Here is a 20,068-nt window from a genome sequence, read left to right as displayed (position 1 = left end):
ACAAAAAAAAAGGCCGTTCCGATCATGCCGTTGACATGTCGGGACAGCCTCTCGAAGCCGATTAGGATCTATGCGTTAAAGGGCGCTTGCGATACGGACAGTCTTCACTTGTCCGAGGGCTTGCGACGGTTCTTGTTCATACGGGAGAAGATGACGAAGGCGGCGACGATCATGGCCATGAATCCGACGCTCGACGCCGGCTCGGCTTCCATGCCCAGCAGTATGCAGGCGTTGGTCACGATGCTTCTGACGAGCAGCGCGGTCACGATGAGCAGCACCGGGCGAACGAAGTTGTACTTCCTCAAGAGCGAACCTCCTAGACTGTTTAACTATCATTATATAGGTTCGGCCGCCCGTTCGCACGCCAAGTATCCGATTCGCCGAAAAAACGCTGCGCCCGCCTGTCGCCTCGCCGTTACGACTCGCCGCCGGGAGACGCGATACGCTCGTACAGGTAGTCCACGATATGCATCGCCTTCATGTCGCCGCCGCGGCCGTGTTTGTCGATGCCCAGCTTCATCTGCAGCAGGCAGCCCGGATTGCTGGTCAGCAGATACTGCGCACCCGTCGCATTGGCGTGCTCCATCTTGTGTTCGAGGATCTGGCCCGCCATCTCTGGCTGCGTGACATTGTAAATGCCGGCCGAGCCGCAGCAGCGGTCGGACTCCCGCATCTCGCAAAATTGAGCGCCGGCCACCGACTTCATGAGCTTGCGAGGCGCGGTAGAGCCCTTCATGACGTTGCGCAGGTGACAGGAGTCCTGGTACGTGATCGTCGCCGAAGCCCCAGTCGCCCCAACTGCCGCGGACACCGCGCCATCGGCAGCCGTTTCCGCAAAAGCGGGCACGCGCCCTTTTTCAACGAGGATCGTGCTGATATCGACGACGCGCTTCGCGAACCAGGCCGCGTCGGCCGCCCAGGACGCATCCTCGTGCAGCAGGTGATCGTATTCGACGAGCAGGGCGCCGCAGCCCCCCCGCGTTGCTGACGATATAGTCGACGCCGGCGTCCTTGAACGCTTTGACGTTGACGCGCGCCAGCTCCCGCGCCTGGTCCATCTCGCCGCTGTGCGCATGAAGCGCGCCGCAGCAGCCCTGCGTCTTGGGGATCACGACGTCGAATCCCGCCTCGGACAGCAGCTTCACCGTGTTCACGTTGGTGTCGGCGAACAGTACGTCCATGATGCAGCCGCGGAACAAAGCGACCGTACCGATCCGCTCGCCCTTGGCCGGGTAGCGCTCGCCGATCCGTTCGACGACGCCCTTGGACGCCGCTTCCGGCAAGATCTGCTCCATCTCCCGCATATGGGCGGGAAACAGCTTCATGACGCCCGCGCCGCGCGCGATCTTTTGCAGGCCGGACTTCTGGTACAGCCGGAGCGACTTGCCCAGCAGCTTCATGCGGTTCTGATGCGGGAATACGCCGCGGAAAAACAGCTTGCGCGTCCCGCTGACGACGGCGCCGTGATGCGCGTGATCCTCGATCGCGTCGCGCGTTTGCTCGATGAGCTGGCCGTACTTGACGTCGGCCGGACAGACCGGCTCGCACGCGCGGCAAGCCGAGACAGTGGTTCATCTGATCCTCGAACGCCTGATCGGGCTCCATCACGCCGTCGACGACCGCCTTCATGAGCGCGATCCGGCCGCGCGGCGATTCGGGCTCGACGCCCGTCTCGCGGAAGGTCGGACAAGCCGGCAGGCAGAAGCCGCAGCGCATGCAGTTGGTCAGCTGATCGTAATCGAGCTTCTTCAGCATCGTGCGCGCGAGCGGGTTGGCATGCTCGATGTCAGGCTTGCCGAAGGTTTGACTACTCATGATGCAGCACCACCCTTTTTCTCGTCTCCTTGGCGAACAGCTTGCCCGGGTTCAGCAGCCTGTGCGGATCGAACGCCTGCTTGATGCCCTTCATCATGTCCAGGCCCGCGGATCCGACCTTCCACTCGAGATAAGGCGCCTTCACGATGCCGACGCCGTGCTCGCCCGTGATCGTGCCGCCAAGCTCGATGGACGCTTCGAAAATTTCCGCGAACGCCTGCTCGACCCGGTGCACTTCGTCATGGTCGCGCGCGTCGGTCGTCGCCGTCGGATGCAGATTGCCGTCGCCGGCGTGGCCGAACGTCGCGATCGTGACATTGTACTTGCGCGCGATCTCGTTGATGCGCAGCACCATGTCCGCGATCTTCGAGCGCGGCACGGTCGCGTCCTCGAGGATCGTCGTCGGACGCAGACGCGCGAGCGCCGTGAACGCGCTCCGCCGGGCGGTCAGCAGCCGCTCCGCCTCCTCGCGGTCGGCGGCGACTTGTACCCGGTCCGCGCGCTCCGCGATGCAGATCTCCTCGATCAGGGCGATATCCCGCTCCACCGCTTCGGGATCGCCGTCCTGCTCGATGAGGAGGATCGCTTCCATGTCGAGCGGCAGGCCCAGCTTGGCGAAGTCGTCGACGACGCGGATCGTCGGATTGTCCATGAATTCGAGCGTCGCCGGAATGATCCGCGCTTCGATGATGCGCGACACGGTGCGCGCCGCGCCGTACAGGTCGCGGTACATCGCGAGCATCGTCTTCTTGGCGCGCGGCGGCGGGACGAGCTTCAGCGTCGCTTCGGTGATGATGGCGAGCGTGCCCTCCGAACCGACCAGCAGCTTGGTCAAGTCGTAGCCGGCCACGTCCTTCATCAGCTTGCCGCCCGTACGGATGATCTCGCCGCTCGCGAGCACGGCTTCGAGGCCGATGACGTAGTCCTTGGTCGTGCCGTACTTCAGCCCGCGCAGGCCGCCGGAGCACTCCGCGATGTTGCCCCCCGATCGTCGAGATGCGCATGCTGCTCGGATCGGGCGGATAGAAGAGCCCGAGCGACTCGATATGCGCGATGAATTCGGCCGTGATCAGGCCCGGCTGCACGGTCGCCGTCAGATTTTCGAGATCGACCTCGAGAATGCGGTTCATGCGGTGCATGACCATGACGATGCCGCCCTCGAGCGGAACCGTGCCGCCGCACAGGTTCGATCCGGAGCCTCTGCTGACCAGCGGCACGCGGTGCTCGGCAAGAACCTTCATGACAGCCGATACTTCGGCGGTCGAGGCCGGGTAGACGACGCCGTCGGGCAGCGCCTGCAGCATCGGCGTTCCGTCGTAGGAATGCGCGACGCGGGCCTCCATATCCTCTCTATAGTAACGATCGCCGACAATGGCTCGCAGTTTGGACGCAAGCGCCGTTTCCGCCATGTTACGTTCACCCCTAATTGTTCAGGTCATCTGATGACTTTAATTGTACCGGGAAAGGACCGATTCGTAAATCCCCAATTATGCCGCAGCCGACGATTGTGCGCGAAGAAGCTCCGAAGAAGACTCCTATGTCAAAGCTTGCGCGTATTCCAAAGCTTGCACATACTTCAAAGCATGCGTGTATGCCCAAACTTGCGCATATGTCAGAGCTTGCGTGTATGCCAAAGCTTGCGCATTTCTCAAAGCTTGCTCTGATGCCCATGCCTGCGCGTCGCCCCCCCTTCGCTTCGACCAACGCGACCGTTCGCCCCGCTCGGCGCGATTTCCCGCTGCGCGGTTGGGTACGGGCGGCCGAGTCTGGGTAATCTTAGATAAGAAAGCGCCAAGGAGGGATTGCCATGATACGCAAAGACGGAGACGTCGAGTCCTATACCGAAGCTTCTTCCCCGACGCCGCCAGGCAAGGAAGATCTAGTCGCGACGGATATGCTGAACGACGCCGTGGAGGAAATGGTCGATTCGGTCGAGGAGACGTTCACGGACCACAAATCCGCCGAGGAAAACAAGAGACCTCCGGGGGAAAACCAATAAGGTTCCGGGCAAAACAACCCAGCTTCGAGCGAGCCGCGGCCTTCGGCCGCGGTTTTTTCGTGGCCGCCGCCCGGCCAAGGCCGGCCGCGTCCCTGCCGTCGACATCTTGCGCGGTCGACCTTCGCAAGACATTTGCTTTTAAATGCATTATGCTAATAACTAACAATCGCGAGGCAAGGAGCGGCAGGCATGCGACCGACCAAGATCGAGACGCAAAAAGGACATGAGATCGTGTCGCGCGACATTAGGCGGCAGCTGGAGAGCGGCGAGCTGGCCCCCGGGCAACGGCTCCCTTCGCTCGAGAAGCTGGCCGAAGCTTACGGCGTCGGCCGTTCGACCATTCGCGAGGCGATCAGCGCGCTCAAGGCGATGGGCTGGCTGGACGTCCGCCACGGCGGCGGGACGTACGCGGCGAAGACGCTGCCGCAAGCTTCCGCGGCCGGACTTCTGGACTTGTCCCATGGCGCCGAGGCCGTAATGGAGATTCTGGAGGTACGCAAAATTTTGGAGCGGGGGACGGCTGAGCTAGCCGCGTTGAAGCGGGAGGAAGTCGATCTGGCCAGGCTGCGAGCGATTCTGGCGAGGATGGCGACCGCGCTCGAGGACGACGACGCCTCCGGCGGCGAACGCGCCGATCTGGAGTTTCACCAGGCGATCGCATCCGCTTCCGGCAATCCGGTCCTTAATCAGTTGATGGATTCGATCTCGCAGCGGCTGTCGGAGACGATCGGCCGGACGCGGGAGCTGTGGTTCTATCAGGAGGAGGCCGAAGCCTCCCGTCTGCTGGACGAGCATCGGGGCATCTACGAGGCGATCGCGGCGCGCGACGCGGCCGGGGCTTCCGAGCGGATCGGGCTGCATCTGGCGAAGGTGGAGAAGGTGCTGCAGGAGGCGCTTGGCCGGAGCGCGCAAGATGGAACCGCCGCAAACCAAAAGGAGGAATAACGATGGACCTGGGATTGAAAGGCAAGACCGCGATCGTTACCGGCGGAAGCAAAGGGATCGGACTTCATACGGCGCTGCTGCTGGCGGAAGAAGGCGCGAACGTCGTTATCGTCGCCCGCGGGGCGGACGATCTGGAGAAGGCAGAAGCGCTTATCCAGGAAAAAACGGGGCATGCGCCGCTCGCGATCGTCGCCGACGTAACGAGCGACAGCGACGTGGAATATGCCGTCGTCAAGGCGGCGGAGCGGTTTGGCGGCATCGATATTCTGGTCAACAACGCGGGCACGTCCAACGCAGCCCCTTTCGAAAAGGTCGAGCCCGGCGTCTGGCGCGACGACCTGGACCTGAAGCTGTTCGGCGCGATCCGCTTCACGCAGTCCGCGCTGCCTTACCTCAAGCGCAGCGGCGCGGGCGCCATCGTCAACGTCACCGCCGCCTTCGCCAAGACGCCGGGCGCTTCCTCGCTGCCGACCTCGGTCAGCCGCGCAGCCGGTCTGGCGCTGACCAAGGCGCTAAGCCGCGACCTGGCGGCGGACGGCATCCGCGTCAACACCGTCTGCATCGGGCTCATCCGCAGCGGCCAGCTCGAGGCGCGGTGGCGGCGCGAAGCGCCGGACGTGCCCTGGGAGCAATATGCGCGCGATCCGAAGCACAACATCCCGCTCGGCCGCATCGGCGATACCGAAGAAGCGGCGCGGGTCATCACGTTTCTCGTCTCCGGCGCGGCTTCTTACGTGTCGGGCACCGCGGTCAATATCGACGGCGGTTCTGCGCCGGCGCTGTAGGCAACAGGCGAAAAGGGGCTGCCCTGCGGGTCGATAGGACCGGGGCTGCCCCTATTTTCGTTCATTCGTTCGGCCCGCGCCTCGCGCGGCGAACCGCGCGACTTGAGGTCGACGGCTTACGCGCCGCAGCGAAAGACGAAACTTGAACCTTGTTCCGATGCTTGGCGGTCTCTTCCATTTTCCCGTACGTATCTACCAGGCCGTGTAGCCGCCGTCGATCGTAAAAACGCTCCCGGTCGCGAAGGACGACGCATCCGACGCCAGATAGACGGCAATGCCGCCCAACTCGTCCGGCGTACCGGGCCTGCCCATCGGCGTCATCGACATCCACCGGTCGATCATGTCGCCTCCCCCTTCGAAAAAAGGGCGAGTCAGCTCGGTTTTCATATACCCCGGCGCGATCGCGTTCACCCGGATTCCGTGCGGCGCCCACTCGGAAGCGAGGCTTTTGGTAAGCCCGATGACCGCAGCCTTCGACGCGTTGTACGCGCTCTGGCATTGCGGCGTATTGACGATTAGACCGGACATGGAGGAGATGTTGATGATCGACCCTTTGCGCTGACGGATCATGGCGCGTCCCGCCGACTGGGACATCAGGAAGACGCCATTCACGTTAACGTTCATGACGGCGGACCAGTCCGCGTACGACATGTCCTCCGCAGGCACATGCTTGACGATGCCCGCGTTGTTGATCAGGCAATCCAGCCTGCCCCCCGCTCCAATCCAGCACCTGCCGCACGACCGCCTCCGCGTCCTCCGGCCGGGTGACGTCGCCCCGAAGGCCGATCGCCCGCACGTCAAGGCGGGCGGAGATGTCCTCCGCTGCCTGTTCAGCCGCGGCCCCGTCCAGATCCATCACCGCGATCGCCGAGCCCAGCTCCGCCAACGCTTCCGCCATGGCCCGGCCGAGCCCGACCGCGCCGCCGGTGACGAGCGCATATCTTCCGCTCAGATCGAATCTGCTTGCTCTCATCCTTTTCCCCCCATTCGTAAATTCAGTCCGGCCCGACCGCCCCGGGCGGCACTGCCGGCTGTCAGATCTTCCGAGGCGCAATATGCGCAGTGTCTGCCGCCGCCGATCACGCCTTAACCGTTCCGGACAAACCGACTGGATTCCCGCGTCACCAACGCCGGCGTCAGCCTTACCGTCCGCTGGTCCGAGTCCTCCCCCTGCAGCCGTTCCATCAGCACCTGCGCGGCCTGCCGGCCGATCTCCTCCTGCTGCATCGCGACCGACGTCAGCTTGGGATACACGCGCGAAGCGATGTCCAGATTGTCCATGCCGACGACGGCGATGTCGGCAGGGATGCGAAGGCCGGCCTCTTCGCAGGCCTCCATAATGCCGATCGCCATCAGATCGTTGGCGGCGACGATCGCCTCCGGCCGCTCTGCGCCCGACAGCCACTGCCGCGCGATCGCGTACCCGCCCTTCTCCGTATAGTCGGATTCCGCCACGAAGCCTTCCTCGATCTCCAGCCCGGCCTCCTCCATCGCCGCCCGGTAGCCGCTGAACCGCTGATAGCCCGTCTGCTGGCTCAGGCTGCCGCCAAGGTACCCGATCCTTTTCGCCCCCCTGGCCGATCAGATGCGCCGTCGCCATCCGTACGCCCTCGTACGTATCCACGTACACGTAGTCGAAGCGGTCCCGGCCGTGCGGGGACGTGTAGTTATTCGTAAGCACGACGGGAACGCCGAGCTTGTTGATCTCCCCGATGTTGTCCTCGCAGAAGTTGAAGGAGACGAGGATCATGCCGTCCGCGACCTTCTCCCGCAAGTTCTGGATCGCCTTCAGTTCTTCGCGCAGGCTGTTTTTCGTGTAGATCAGAATCATCAGGTAGCCGTAAGCCTCGAGTACCTGATTGATTCCGTTGATCATATCGAAGTAGAAGGGGTTGCAGATATCGGGCACGGCGAAAATAATTTTGTTCGTGCGTCCCATTTTGAGCATCTTGGCCGCATTGTCCGGCGCATAATTCAATTCCTTGGCCACGGCCAGAATTCTGGCCTTCGTCTTTTTTGCCGCAGTAGCCTCTCCCCGACAGCGCGCGGGATACGGTGGACGGCGACATTCCGACCCGATCCGCGATATGGTAGATCGTATTTTTGTCCATCTGCCCCTCCGATTCGGTCGCCGCTATTGCCCGCGCGACCGCGGCCCGGCACTCAGGGCGGTGCGGGAGGCGCTATTGCCCGCGCGCCCGGCCTGACGGCCGCATAGCGGTATTTTCTTTTAAGTGTAAGGCACGCGAATCGAATATGCAATCGATTACACACTGTTGTTTATGGAAAAAATCGCGTCCGCGGCCTTTTGTTTTTCGCATTGGCGCTTAGCGGACGGACTGAGGCGACGTTATTCATGTTCCTGACTCTTTTTGCGGCCCGCTCGCGGACCCAGGCGCCGTTATTGCGGTTTTTCCGGCCTTTTTTATGCCTTTATTCGGGCAGATAACGTCGTTCCGGTCCGAAAGGATCGCCGGTGGACCGGTTTTTATGAATATAGCGCCCCCTGTGTCCGGTGCCCTGCCTGACTCGCATCCAACCGCTGCTCGGCGAATATCCGAAATTGGTTTTGCGTGAAACATCTTTGAAAAAGGGCCGTCCCGCGGTCGCGCAGGAACAGCCCTTTCGTATGAGAAGCCGCATCGGCAGGCTTTGCCCGCCCTCCGGCTAAATAACCTCGCGCTCGTCGTTGCCCGGCAGCTGCGGATGCGGCGCATGCGGCTCGGACTGGTACCAGAACGCGGTGGAGGCGATGTCGCTCCGCTGCGGCAGGTAGCGATGTCCGGAGCGCCAGCCGAGGTCCTGGATGGTCACGCGCAAATCGTCCTCGAAGCGGATCGGGTCCATCACGTGCCAGCGGTACATGCCGAACCGCTGCTGGCTCTGGTACAGGCCGTCCGGCTTGATGACCTGATGCATGCCGAGATAAGCCGTCGAATACGTGCGATACGTGCCGTTGGGCTGCTCCCAGTTCCAGGCGCCGCCGAAGTAATCCTCCGTACCGGTGCCGCAGATCGTCGGAAACTCGCTGTCGCCGTCCATGTAGAACTTGATCTCGCCTTCGCCCCACCAACCCGTGTTGTTCACTTGCCAGGCCAGATAAGTGCCGACATAATGGCCTTTGCCCTTCACGCCGTCCAGGATCGTATGCACGTCCTTGTACGCGACCGGGTTGCTGCGCCGCCACTGCGCGTGGAAGTAGGCGGCATCGGCCGGCACTTCCGTCAGCGTGTAGTCGATCTGGTAGTAGAGCGCCGCTTTATCTTCATTTTTGTTTTCCATCGTGAAGCGGGCGGACTTGCGGAACGGCATCTGCCAGTAGCTGTTGAAGCCGCCGGCCGGGTTGACCGCGATCGGCAGCGAATTGACGTCGGCGCGCTCCTGCCAGCCGTTGCAGAAAAAGTCGCATACCGGCACCTCGACGGACGGCTGCTCTTCGTCGTCCCAATAAATGCGGAAGATCATGTTGCGCCACTGCTTTGGAAAGCAGGTCATCCAGATGTGCTGAACGTTGCCCGGTCCGGCGATCTCGCCCATGACGAACTCGACGTTCGGCTCGATCATGACGGAGGGCGATACTTTCCAACCGATGCCCAGATCGCGCGCGCAGCCCTCGCCCGTTCCGGTCGTCGCCATCGCGCCCTTGCCTTTTTTCTCCGGTAAAATTCTCGGGGCTGATCGATCTCGTCACTGCGTTCGACAGGCGCGCCAGATTGCCGAGTCCAAGATTCAAGCCGTTGAATTCGATCGTCATTTTGTCGGGTCTCCTTTAAGTTGAAAAAAGAATTAGAGCGCGATGCCGTATTTTTGCTTCAATGCGTCGCCAAGACGATCGCGAATGCGCAGGTACGCCTCCGCCGCCGCGCCGTTGCCCCAGTCGAAAATCGTGAATCTGCCCATCCCGAGGCCGTCCGGTCCCGTCTCGCCGCCATGTCCGTAGTTTTCCATCATAAATCCGTAGTCTTCCTCGCCGAAAAAGGGAAATGCCGCCTCCCACTGCCGCTTCGTCTTCGGATTCTCGGGGGCGTACATCATGACGAACGACGCCTTGAGCGCCGCGATGCCCCGCTCGACGTATTCCTCGCGCTCCAGCTCGAGACCGTAGAGGAGGATCAGCTCCGCGAACAGGCTCTGGCGGGCGTCGTTCCACTCGCCGTCGGCGTTCATGACGCCGAAGCCGCCAAGCGCCTCCACGTAAATATAAGGCGGCTGCCAGGACGCCTGCGTCATGAGCAGCTCGTCCAGACAGCGCTCGCCGGCGGCCAGATAGCGACGCTCACCGGTCGCCTTGTAGCAGGCGTACAGCGCATCGGCCGTCCAGAACATCGACAGATTGCACTGCTTGTACATGCCGTTGCGCGCGACCTGCCGTCCCGGCAAGTCCTCGGCACCGTAGGTGCAGCAGGACCAGTACGTCTCGAAGTCCTCCCAGCGGCCGGTGGGCACGATGTCGGCGAGCACGGCATTCATCGCTTTGACGGCCGCCGCTTTATAACGAGGGTCCGGCTCCGTCCGGTACAGCGCCAGGAGGAAGGCGACCGACACCGACGTCTCCGGCGACTGCGCGAGCTCCGGAAGCGGGCGCAGCGTCTCCTGATCCAGCCAGGCCGGGAAAAAGCCGTCTTCGTCCTGCGCCCCAAGCAGCGCTTCCGCGTACGATCGCGCGTAGGCAAGCAGACGCTCGTCGCGCTCCAGCTCCTCGTGCCAGCGCAGCATCATGAGGGCAGTCCAGCTCATATCGAGGATATGGTACGGCGCTTCGCGGAACGTGCCGCCCGCGGTCCAGGCGCGCTGCGGGTTGCGGTTCGAATTGCCCCAGAACGCCTCGTCCCATCCCTTCGAGCGGTTCACCTCGATGCCGTCGACGAGGACCCGCTCCATCTCGGTCGCGATAACCGCAGGGAACCATCCGCCGCGCTGAGGCGCGGACAGCGCCAGCTCCTTGGCGAGCCGCGCCCGCCGCAGCAGCGCATCGTCCCCCGTCTCTCTAGCGCGCCTGTACATCCCCTGCGCAGATCTGAGCGAGCTGAACCACGCCTGGTTCCAGATTGAGCGCGGCTCGCGCTCGTCATACGGTCCCGCATAGTTCGGGCTCTGGCTCGCGTCGACGATAAATACGCATGCGCCCACCCGCTTTCCGTCCAGATCGAACTCTTGCCAGACGGCGTGCTGCCAGTGCTTGAACGCCCAGTCGTAGACGCGCTCGACATAGCGACCCGGCGGCGCCGTTTCCGGTGCGCCGGCGCGGTAGGCCGGACCGCCCCATCGGCGCCAGAGGAAGTCCAGCGCGGGCCGCCACGGATTCGCCGCGACGCCGGCATCGTCGAACGCCATCAAGTAAAATCCGATCCGCACCGAGCCCGCGGGATAACAGGCGCCGGGACGGCGGACGAACAGCACGTGCTCCTCCGGCCGGCTCTCGCTCATGCCAAGCGTCAGGACATTGCGCTGCGCGTCGAGATCCATATACCATCTCGCCGGACTGTCCGCCGTCAGCAGGTCAAGGTCGGGGATCAGAATCAGCGTACGTTCGCCTTCCTGCGCGATCAGCGCCGGCGAGCGGAAGCAATGCTGGTCCATGACATGCCGGTCGGTCGGCGCCAGATGCGGCGCCCAATGGAAGGCCGGCGCGAAGGCCGGCGTCAGGCGCAGCTGCCAGTCATCCTGGCGAACCTCCGCGTCCAGTTCAAAGGTTACGGTGCAGCGGAATAGATGGTCGCTCAGCCGGGCGAGCGCCACGACCGGCTCCTTGCCGCCTAACCGGTCGATATGCAGCTGCGAGACGAACGATTCCGGAAGACCTTTCATCGGGAATGCCTCCTTGCCGGCGGCCAATCGAAGAGTGGCGACGCTAGGGGCGCCGCCGCTCGTTGCCGCCGTCGCGACTTCATTTTATAATTGAATTTGCTTTGGATATAACGCTTACACAGCCGATCTTATCAGAAGATGACGGCATTCGCTTTATATAGGCTTGTTATAACTTATCCAAAATTGCTTTTTCGGAGGAATGTGATGGACCACTTCGCGGAAGCGCGCAGACGACTGCTGCTGCGACTCTCTCCCCATGTACGCGTGGCGCTGGACCACCGGGAGCCCCGGATGCGGCTGAAGCCGCGCATCATTTTCGACTACGAGCTGCTCTATATGGAAAAAGGGGCGTTGACGCTCCGCATCGAGCGCGACGTCCATACGGTCGTTCCCGGCGACATCGTGCTGTTCAAGCCAGGCAAAGAGCATGAAATTATCGGATCGTCCGGCGAATGCCGCATGCCTCACATTCACTTCGACCTCGTTTACGACGAAGACGCCGAAGCCGTGCCGGTCAACTTCAAGCCGCTGAAAGAGTGCTCAGAAGAAGAGCGCCGGCTCATTCGCCCCGACCCGCTCGGAGACGCGCTGCTCATGCCCGACATTGTGCGAATAGGCAATCATGCAGAGATCCACCGCCAGCTGCTCCATTTGATCCACGCCTACGACCGGCGGGACGAAGCCTTTATCGTGCTGCAAAAATCGCTGGTTCTCTCGATCCTCCATCAGTTGATCAAGGGATTGGAGGCCGAACAGAACGCCCGTCTGACGCTGCACGAAAAAACGCTCGAACAGACCGTGACCCACATCGTCGATAACTATAATCGCGTCGTCGGTCTGGACGAGCTGTCTCGAATCGCTTGCCTGAGCGTGTACCATTTCTCGCGGCTGTTCAAAGAAAAGTACGGGTTGTCGCCTCACCAATTCCAGATTCGCAGGCGTATCGAGAAGGCCAAGGAATATATGCTATACAGCCGCCGTTCGCTCACCTCGATCGCGGAGGAAGTCGGCTACGGCAGCGTCTATGCGTTCAGCAAAGCCTTCAAGCAAGCCGAAGGCCTCTCGCCGCGCCAGTTCGTCCGCGCGTTCGCGGGGAATTAGCGGTCGCGGGAGCTGGCCCGCGGCCGCCGCTTGGCGGGCGATGCGCAGCGGCGCGGGAGCGGGCTTCGCCTGCGGCGCAGGACGCCGCGCAGGGCCGCGGCCAAGTGCTGTCGTAGAGCAGCACCATGCACCGCCTCGCGCAGGGCCGCGGCCGAGTGCTGTCGTACGACAGCACCATTCACCGCGCCGCGCAGGACCGCGGCCAAGTGCTGTCGTACGACAGCACCATGTACCGCGTCGCGCAGGACCGCGGCCAAGTGCTGTCGTACGACAGCACCATGCACCGCGCCGCGCAGGGCCGCGGCCAAGTGCTGTCATACGACAGCACCATGCACGGCTTCGCGCAGGACCGCGGCCGAGTGCTGTCGTACGACACCACCATGCGCGGCTTCGCGCCGGGCCGCGGCCACGTGCTGTCGTACGACAGCACCATGCACCGCGTCGCGCAGGACCGCGGCCAAGTGCTGTCGTACAACAGTACCATGCACCGCCTCGCGCAGGGCCATGGCCAAGTGCCGTCGTAGAGCAGCACCATGCACGACGTAGCGCCGGGCAGCGGCCAAGTGCTGTCGTACGACAGCACCATGCGCGGCGCCGCGCAGGACCGCGGCCAAGTGCTGTCGTACGACAGCACCATGCACCGCCTCGCGCAGGACCGCGGCCAAGTGCTGTCGTACGACAGCACCATGCACGGCGCCGCGCAGGACCGCGGCCAAGTGCTGTCGTACGACAGCACCATGCACCGCCTCGCGCAGGGCCGCGGCCAAGTGCTGTCGTACGACAGCACCATGCACGGCGTCGCGCAGGGCCGCGGCCAAGTGCTGTCGTACGACAGCACCATGCACGGCGTCGCGCAGGGCCGCGGCCAAGTGCTGTCGTACGACAGCACCATGCACCGCGTAGCGCCGGGCCGCGGCCAAGTGCTGTCGTACGACAGCACCATGCACGGCGGCGCGCAGGGCCGCGGCCAAGTGCTGTCGTAGAGCAGCACCATGCACGGCGTCGCGCAGGGCCGCGGCCAAGTGCTGTCGTACGACAGCACCATGCACGGCGTCGCGCAGGACCGCGGCCAAGTGCTGTCGTACGACAGCACCATGCACCGTGCCGCGCAGGACCGCGGTTGGGTGCTGGCTTGCGCGGGCCAAGTGTAGATCTACGTCCTCACTTCCTGCTCGTCAGTAGCTTGCGCGGGCCAAGTGTAGATCTACGTCCTCACTTCCTGCTCGTCAGTAGCTTGCATGGGCCAAGTGTAGATCTACGTCCTCACTTCCTGCTCGTCAGTAGCTTGCATGGGCCAAGTGTGGATCTACGTCCACACTTCCTGCTCGTCAGTAGCTTGCGCGGGCCAAGTGTAGAACTACGTCCTCACTTCCTGCTCGTCAGTAGCTTGCATGGGCCAAGTGTGGATCTACGTCCACAATTCCTGCTCGTCGGTAGCGTGCTCGGGCCAAGTGTGGATCTACGTCGACAGTTGACTTCTTGGCGTGTTTTCGCAAGCTCACACGGCAACCGCTTGGATCAACGCGGGGCCAGCAGCCGGTAAATGACAGCGGCGGCCTGCGCGCGCGTCGTCTCCGCCCGGGGCGCGAAGGTACCGTCGGTGAAGCCGTTGATCAGGCCTGCCTGCACCAGATCGTTGACGGCCCCGGCAGCGTAGCCGGAGATGTTCGACTCGTCCGTGAACGATACGGGGAGCGCCGCCATAAGGCCGCGGCCCTTCCATCCCTTCAGCGCCGTTGTCCGCGACAGCATCACGGCCATATCTTCGCGCGTGATCGTATCGCCGGCGCCAAACGTGCCGTCGCCTCTGCCCTGCGCGATGCCGAGCTTTGCGCCGGCTGCCACGGCGCCGTAGTACCAGGAGTCTGTCGCAACGTCTCTGAAGTCGGCCGTGGCCGACGCATCCTTCAGGTCCAGCGCGTTCAGCAGCAGCTGCAAAAACTCGGCGCGCGTAACCGCCCGGCCCGGCTCGAACCGTTCGCCTCCCGTGCCGCCGATGATCTGCCTGGCGGTCAGCGATTCGATCATCTCCTGCGCCCAAGCGGCGCCGGCGAGATCGGAGAAAGCAACGTCCGCGTAGCCGACCGCATAGCGGCTGAAATGCTGTGGCTCGAACACGATCGTCCCCGATACCGCGTCGTACGCCGTTCTTTTCACCGGCTGAAGCTTGCCGTCGTCCCCAACAAAGTAAATCACGAGCTTCCCGGGCCGCTCTCCAGCCGTCGGCGCGTAGTCGAGCGCCACGCGCACTGCGCCCGAAGAGCCGAATGAGGCCGGATTCGCGCCATCCACGGCCAGACCCAACTCGTAGACCGGGCGGTCGCCAATCCTCTCGCGGGACTCTGCCGGCAGTGCGGCGACATCCGCCTTCGCGATTGTCAGCTCCAGTCGCTTCGCATCCTTCGCGAGCACCCCGGCCGAAACGTCCGTGCGCAGCATGACGGACGCACCTCCAGCGTCGACTTCGACCTCGCCCACGCCCGCATCAACAATATCCGCCAGCGGCAACTGAACCTTGATCGAACGTATTGCACGTGCCAGACTTGTCGAGTCCTCCGTCCCTGAAGCACCCGTCGAGCCTGCCAAGCTTGTCGAACCAGCCATCCCTGTCGAGCTTGTCGCACCAGCCGCGCCAGCCGTCCCTGTCGAGCTTGTCGCACCAGCCGCGCCTGCCATCCCTGTCGAACTTGCCGTCTCTGCCCCAACGTCGATCTTGATCCGCAACCGCCCGTCCTTGACGCCTGCGATAGCCCGCTTGATCACATCCGCGCTCAAGCCGACGACGACATTGCCTTCGGCATCCGGCCTCGCCTTCACGGCAATCGTGCCGTCCGTCACCTGCGGAGTCCCTCCGTCAGGCGCCGTGCCGCCGTTCGCACCGCCCGGATTGCCGCCGACGCCGCCCGGGTCCGAGGATACCGTCGATACGCTCGCGCTCAGGCCTTCGCTCCATTTGCCCGCCTCGTTGATCGCCTTCACCGTAAACGAATAGCTCGTGCCGGCGGTCAAACCCGTCACCTGATAGACGGTCGACGACACGCTCGTCTCTCCGATCAGCGAATCTCCGCCGTATACCGCGTAGGCGACGGTCGGCGATTCGCCCGATGCCGCAGGCCAGCTCAGCTTAAGGCCCGTCTGTCCGATCTCCGACGCGGTCAGCGCCGCGCCTTCCGGCCACTGCGGCGCCGCCGGACCGACGGCCGGCTTCACCGAGACGACCGCGATCGCCGTATAGCCGCCAAGCGCGGTCGTCGCCGTGACGATCGCCGTGCCTTCGGAGACGCCGCGCACTTCGCCGGCTGCCGATACCGTCGCGACAGCCGGACGGTGCGACGTCCAGACGACGCGCTTGTCGTCGGCGTCTTCCGGCGAGACCGCGGCCGTCAACGTCGCCGTACTGCCGACCTCAAGCGCCAGCTCCTCCCGGTCCAGGCCGATGCCCTCCGGCAGCACAGGATCAAGCACCGTCGCCGTACGAACGGCAGCGCCCGTATTGCGCTCCGCGTCGGCCGCGCTGTACGTCAGCGTATACGTGCCGGACTTGCCAGTATCCACGCTGCCCGTCACGACGATCCTTCGCGAGATATCTCCGTCGATGTCATCGATCGCCTTCGCGCCCGGATCCGTGAACGTACCGCCCAGCTTGAGCGTCACCTCCGCTTCGCCGTTCAGCGTCACGACCGGCGCGACGTCGTCGACCGCCACCAGGCTGTAGTCGTCCAGCTGAATCCACGTATCGCCGTTCGGCCAATCGCCGGTATACACCGTCACGGATGTATGGTCGCCCGAATCGAACGTCACCGTCTGCTTTGTATAGTCGTCCAGCCGGCCGAACTTCACCTCGCTGAGCGGCGTCGCGCCAGTGCCTCCCCCGAACGCCGAAGTAGCCGTCCTGATTGCTCGGTCCGGTCTTGATAAAGCCGGTCAGCTTGTACTTCGTATGCGGCTGGACGGCGACGACCTGCTTGATCGCGTTCCATCCGGCGTTCATGCGCAGCCATACGTTATTGGCGCCGCTGCGGGACAAGCCGCCGTTGCGATCCACGCCGCCGTTGCCGCTCTCCAGCGCCCACGGCGCCGAGATCGTGCCGGACGTTTGATCCTCGAAGTTCGGGTCTGCGATCAGATTGCGCGCGGGACTGCCGAGCTCGAGCGTAGCATGCATTAGAAATACGTTGTACGGCTGCCATTGCGACATGAGGAAATAGAGATCCTTGCCCTGCAGACTCCAGGGGTGGATGAACGCGCCGTAGAGCGCGGGGTATTCCTCCCCCCGTGGCGATCTCGGATTCGCCGGACCAGCCGCCCGTCAGCTCCGAGGAGCTGCGGAGCGCGATCGCCGCGCGATCCTCGTTGAGATACGTCATGATGTATTTATCGTAATAAGCGTTGTAGGCGACGGACAGCTCGCCTGCCGGCGCGTCGACGATCCGGACCGCCGCCGTCTCGTCGTTCGCCGTCCAATCCGTGCCGTTCCAATATTCGTAGGATGCCTTCGTCAGGATGTCCGCTTCGGGCACGCGGGAGAGATAGATGCCGCCGAACCGCCCGGTCGGCGTCCCGAACATATAGACGTAGCCGCCGTCCTTCAGATAGGCCGACTGCGCGAACTTGCTGCCGGAATCCCACTTGACGCCCGACTTCGTCCAGGTCTGGCCGTCGTCGTCGGAGTAGGCAATCTCGCTGAAGTTGGTCGTCCAGCGGCCGGCCGCGCCCCACGCTTTGATCTGCATGTATTCGATATAATGCCTGTTGCCTACCGTGACGCCCGCTGCCGGAATCGCCGTAAAATCGCCGTTGCCGCTCGTGTCGTGCGCAGATCCGATGATCTCCTTGGCATAGCCGGGCATTGCCGGATCCGCGATCATCGTCTTGAACGTCAGTCCGTCCGTCAGATCCCGATCCTCCGACAGCGCCAGCAGATTGCTCCGCCAGCCGCCGCCTCCGCCGCCGTCGCCGCTCCAGCTGTCGAACGAATCCCCCGAACAGCACCATCGTCTTCGGATGCGCCGGATCGGTGGTCGCGTCCCACGCGATGCCGAGGTCCGTGCCGCCGAGCGCATAGTTGGCCTTCGTCTCGTTCGGATTCGGGAGCGTCTCTCCGGCCGGCGTAGCTCCCGTGACCCTGGCGACCTTCGTCGCCTTCGTGCCGATCAGCTCGTAGGACGTCGAATCCGCCGGCAGGGACTGCCCGCCGCTTCCGTAAGGATCATCTGCGAACGCGGCCGACGCCGGCGCGGTGAGCGAAGCCGCCAGCAGCAGCCCTGCGAGCGCGGTCGAGATCGACGCTTTCGATTTTCCATGGCGTGCCATATCTCATCCTCCATTAAAAGTCGTATCGATATGCCTCAAAACAAGACCAAGCAATCGGCCTCACAGCCGTCGTCTGCATGGTCGCGACGAGCAAAGCCGTATCTCCCGGCCGGGTCAGCGCCAGATCGACCGGACCGCTCGCGCACGAACCGCCCTCCGATCGCGCACGATCCCCTGCCTACCGCGCCCCTCAGGTCAGCTCGAGCATAACGACGCTTCCGGCGGGCAGCGCGAACGCGACGCCGCCGTCCGCGCCGCGTTCGAATCCCGGCACTTCGACGCCCTCCATCCCAAGCGCGTAGAGACGACCCGCCATCCGGCTCTTGCCGTAAGCGGCCGGGTCCAGGCGCATGGTCACCCGACGCGCCTCCCCGCTTGCATTGGCGAAAAACAGTCCGACGCTCTCTTCTTTGTACTGCCAGGCCGCATGGACGACGGCATCGACCTCGATCCGGCCCGCGTCGTTGAACTCCGGCGTCTCCTTGCCGTGATTGTAGTGATACCAATCGACCGCAACGCGCTCCCTCGCGAACGCGAGCGGACGCAGCATCCGGCCGTACGCCCAATACTTGTTGGCGGCGCCGACGCGCAGTCTCGCGTAGACGCCGACGTAATCCGCCCGTTCTTCGTCAAAGGCGTAGCCTCTCGGATCGAAAGTATAGTAGTGCTCCTCCGGCGGATTTTCCTTGCCGTCCAGCGCCTCCATCGGACTGTACTCGTAGTTCAGCTCGTACAGACCGCCCCACAGATAGGTACGCGCTACCGTGTAATAGAACAGGTCGCCGATCTCCCGGACCAGCTTGCCCCAGCCGTCCATGCGCAGCACGCCGAAGTCGTGATATACGTAGCTGAAAAGCGGAATGAGTTCGGCGTCGCCGGTCTTGAGCAGGTCGCGCTTCGGCCAGATCTCTAGCGGCGCCGCCGGCTGTCCGCCTGCCCGCGCCTGGTAATAATCGATCAGCCCGAGCATCGTCTCGTTGATCATCTCGGTGCCCATCGGCACGTACCGGCCCGCGATGTCGGCCATCGCGGCCTTGGTGTCCGCGTAGTTGCGGCGGTAAGCTTCGTCGATCAGCCGGCCCGCGCCGACCGGATGTCCGTGCGAATCGTCCATGCATACTTTGAGGATGTTGTTGGCCGAGATGTCGTAGTAGATGGCGTCTACGCCGACCGTCCGCTGCAGCTCCGCGTCCCTTTTGACGTGAAAGTCGTGCGTATACGGATGGGCCGGGCACAGGAACGGGAAGTTGTAGGCGTCCACGCTTTTTTTGTTGTCGGGGAACTTCTGGGCCGCCGCGCGTCCGAGCTCGCCGTCCGCGCCGCCGAAGTGATAGAGGTAGTCGAATTCGAAAGGGGCAAACTTGTCGCCGTACTGCCGCATGACGGCGAGATTGGCCGGATCGAACCGGGTCGGGAACCAGTCGTCGAAGCCGCCGGGCACGCCGCTGCCGAACGTCTGGGGCGCATTCGTCCAGTCGGGGCCTAGCACGTGGAACATCGGCGTGCCGATATGCTTGTGGTACGCATGCAGCCAAGGCGTGCGGTCGCTGCCTGCGTTGATGCCGAACGTCGCGACGCCCATGTCCCTGAACAGCCAGTCGCCGTCCCCGCCGGCCCGGTCCGCGAGCTTGCCCTTCGCGCACCAGGGCTGCGCCTCGGCCCACGCTCTGTAGCGGTCCGCGGCCTCGTGCCAGCCGTCTCCGTTCAGGAAGGATATCCGAACCTCGTACGCGGGGGCGACGCCCTTGCCGTTGCCGATATCCTCGCATCCGTGAATGAAAGACGCTTCGAGCAGGTCCCGGCCGTTTTTGTAGAAATTCAGCCACTTCGGATGCGCCTCGCCATCGAGCGCAGCGAAGTAAAGACCGCCGCGCCCCAGTCCGTAGTAGGCGAAAAACTGCATCGAGGCGCCCGAAAAGCATTCGGGGTACGGCATGTGCCGCATCCCGATCCCGCCGGGCGCGAAGTGCTTCATCGGATTGCGGACGAGGACGCCGGTCGCGAACGGATGCGCGACGAAGTCCGCCTCGCCCGAAGGCGTGACGGCTCCGATATCGGGAAAGATCGGATACTCAAGACTGAGCAGCCGCGCTGCCGGCGCGCCCTGGGCCGCGCAGCGGAAGGAGAGCGTCTCTCCGTCCGCGGCCAGCGATACGGCGGCCTCCACGAGGAAGCCGTCCGCCGTCCGCCAGGTCATGGTGATGCCCTTCATCGCATCCGCATTCGCATCCGCCTTTACGTACGCCTTTACGTCCGCCTTTTCATTCGCCGTCGCATCCGCCTTCCCTTCGGCGGCCGACCA

The 20,068-nt window shown here is 63.6% G+C and carries 12 protein-coding genes and 5 pseudogenes; 7 read left to right on the top strand and 10 right to left on the bottom strand.

The genetic code is table 11. The features are described 5' to 3' along the window. Window positions 1-104: 104 nt before the first annotated feature. The 3 genes and pseudogenes from OMP40_RS36210 to OMP40_RS36200 all read right to left on the bottom strand — a co-directional run bounded on the left by OMP40_RS36210 (window position 105) and on the right by OMP40_RS36200 (window position 3,224). A complete protein-coding gene (locus OMP40_RS36210; protein WP_277538792.1) occupies window positions 105-305 on the bottom strand; it encodes a hypothetical protein in 201 nt (66 codons plus the stop codon). Between the two features lie 110 nt (window positions 306-415). Further along, window positions 416-1,755: pseudogene (locus OMP40_RS36205) on the bottom strand ((Fe-S)-binding protein). Window positions 1,756-1,807: 52 nt separating this feature from the next. Continuing rightward, window positions 1,808-3,224: pseudogene (locus OMP40_RS36200) on the bottom strand (FAD-linked oxidase C-terminal domain-containing protein). 398 nt (window positions 3,225-3,622) lie between these two features. Between OMP40_RS36200 and OMP40_RS36195 the strand changes: the two are divergent. The 3 genes from OMP40_RS36195 to OMP40_RS36185 all read left to right on the top strand — a co-directional run bounded on the left by OMP40_RS36195 (window position 3,623) and on the right by OMP40_RS36185 (window position 5,544). Next, complete coding sequence (locus OMP40_RS36195; RefSeq protein WP_277538790.1) at window positions 3,623-3,814, top strand: hypothetical protein; 192 nt, start codon at window positions 3,623-3,625, stop codon at window positions 3,812-3,814. A 189-nt stretch (window positions 3,815-4,003) separates the two neighbouring features. Then, entirely contained in the window at window positions 4,004-4,759 is a 756-nt protein-coding gene (locus OMP40_RS36190) for a FadR/GntR family transcriptional regulator (protein WP_277538788.1), read from the top strand. 2 nt (window positions 4,760-4,761) lie between these two features. Further along, entirely contained in the window at window positions 4,762-5,544 is a 783-nt protein-coding gene (locus OMP40_RS36185; RefSeq protein WP_277538786.1) for an SDR family oxidoreductase, read from the top strand. Between the two features lie 192 nt (window positions 5,545-5,736). Here the strand turns inward: OMP40_RS36185 and OMP40_RS36180 are convergent. The 4 genes and pseudogenes from OMP40_RS36180 to OMP40_RS36165 form a co-directional block, all read right to left on the bottom strand. After that, window positions 5,737-6,517 (bottom strand): annotated as a pseudogene (locus OMP40_RS36180) (SDR family NAD(P)-dependent oxidoreductase). Between the two features lie 113 nt (window positions 6,518-6,630). Next, a pseudogene (locus tag OMP40_RS36175) lies at window positions 6,631-7,420 on the bottom strand (substrate-binding domain-containing protein). Window positions 7,421-8,211: 791 nt separating this feature from the next. After that, the gene (locus tag OMP40_RS36170) at window positions 8,212-9,180 is read right to left on the bottom strand and encodes a glycoside hydrolase family 172 protein (RefSeq protein WP_277538784.1); all 969 of its coding nucleotides are present in this window, start codon (window positions 9,178-9,180) and stop codon (window positions 8,212-8,214) included. A 150-nt stretch (window positions 9,181-9,330) separates the two neighbouring features. Continuing rightward, a complete protein-coding gene (locus OMP40_RS36165; protein WP_277538782.1) occupies window positions 9,331-11,352 on the bottom strand; it encodes a glycoside hydrolase family 88 protein in 2,022 nt (673 codons plus the stop codon). A 204-nt stretch (window positions 11,353-11,556) separates the two neighbouring features. Between OMP40_RS36165 and OMP40_RS36160 the strand changes: the two genes are divergently transcribed. From OMP40_RS36160 to OMP40_RS36145, 4 genes are all read left to right on the top strand, one after another. After that, the gene (locus tag OMP40_RS36160; RefSeq protein WP_277538780.1) at window positions 11,557-12,453 is read left to right on the top strand and encodes a helix-turn-helix domain-containing protein; all 897 of its coding nucleotides are present in this window, start codon (window positions 11,557-11,559) and stop codon (window positions 12,451-12,453) included. Window positions 12,454-12,608: 155 nt separating this feature from the next. Further along, entirely contained in the window at window positions 12,609-12,977 is a 369-nt protein-coding gene (locus OMP40_RS36155; RefSeq protein ID WP_277538777.1) for a hypothetical protein, read from the top strand. A 39-nt stretch (window positions 12,978-13,016) separates the two neighbouring features. Beyond that, window positions 13,017-13,436, top strand: a complete 420-nt coding sequence (locus OMP40_RS36150) for a hypothetical protein (RefSeq protein ID WP_277538774.1) — start codon at window positions 13,017-13,019, stop codon at window positions 13,434-13,436. A gap of 9 nt (window positions 13,437-13,445) precedes the next feature. Further along, window positions 13,446-13,604 (top strand): hypothetical protein, encoded by a 159-nt coding sequence (locus OMP40_RS36145; RefSeq protein ID WP_277538773.1) that lies wholly within the window; start codon window positions 13,446-13,448, stop codon window positions 13,602-13,604. A gap of 367 nt (window positions 13,605-13,971) precedes the next feature. Here the strand turns inward: OMP40_RS36145 and OMP40_RS36140 are convergent, their stop codons facing one another. The 3 genes and pseudogenes from OMP40_RS36140 to OMP40_RS36130 all read right to left on the bottom strand — a co-directional run bounded on the left by OMP40_RS36140 (window position 13,972) and on the right by OMP40_RS36130 (window position 19,978). Next, window positions 13,972-16,293: an S-layer homology domain-containing protein gene (locus OMP40_RS36140; protein WP_277538771.1), complete on the bottom strand. Its 2,322-nt coding sequence runs from the start codon at window positions 16,291-16,293 to the stop codon at window positions 13,972-13,974. Between the two features lie 449 nt (window positions 16,294-16,742). Then, window positions 16,743-17,516, bottom strand: a pseudogene (locus OMP40_RS36135) (DUF4185 domain-containing protein); the annotation flags it as partial. Between the two features lie 440 nt (window positions 17,517-17,956). Next, complete coding sequence (locus OMP40_RS36130; protein WP_277538767.1) at window positions 17,957-19,978, bottom strand: DUF6259 domain-containing protein; 2,022 nt, start codon at window positions 19,976-19,978, stop codon at window positions 17,957-17,959. Window positions 19,979-20,068 lie beyond the last annotated feature (90 nt).

It is taken from the genome of Cohnella rhizosphaerae (assembly GCF_029525575.1).
Lineage (GTDB): Bacteria > Bacillota > Bacilli > Paenibacillales > Paenibacillaceae > Cohnella > Cohnella rhizosphaerae.
The sequence above is the reverse complement of the archived record's forward strand: the minus strand, read 5'-3'. Positions and strand labels throughout refer to the sequence as shown.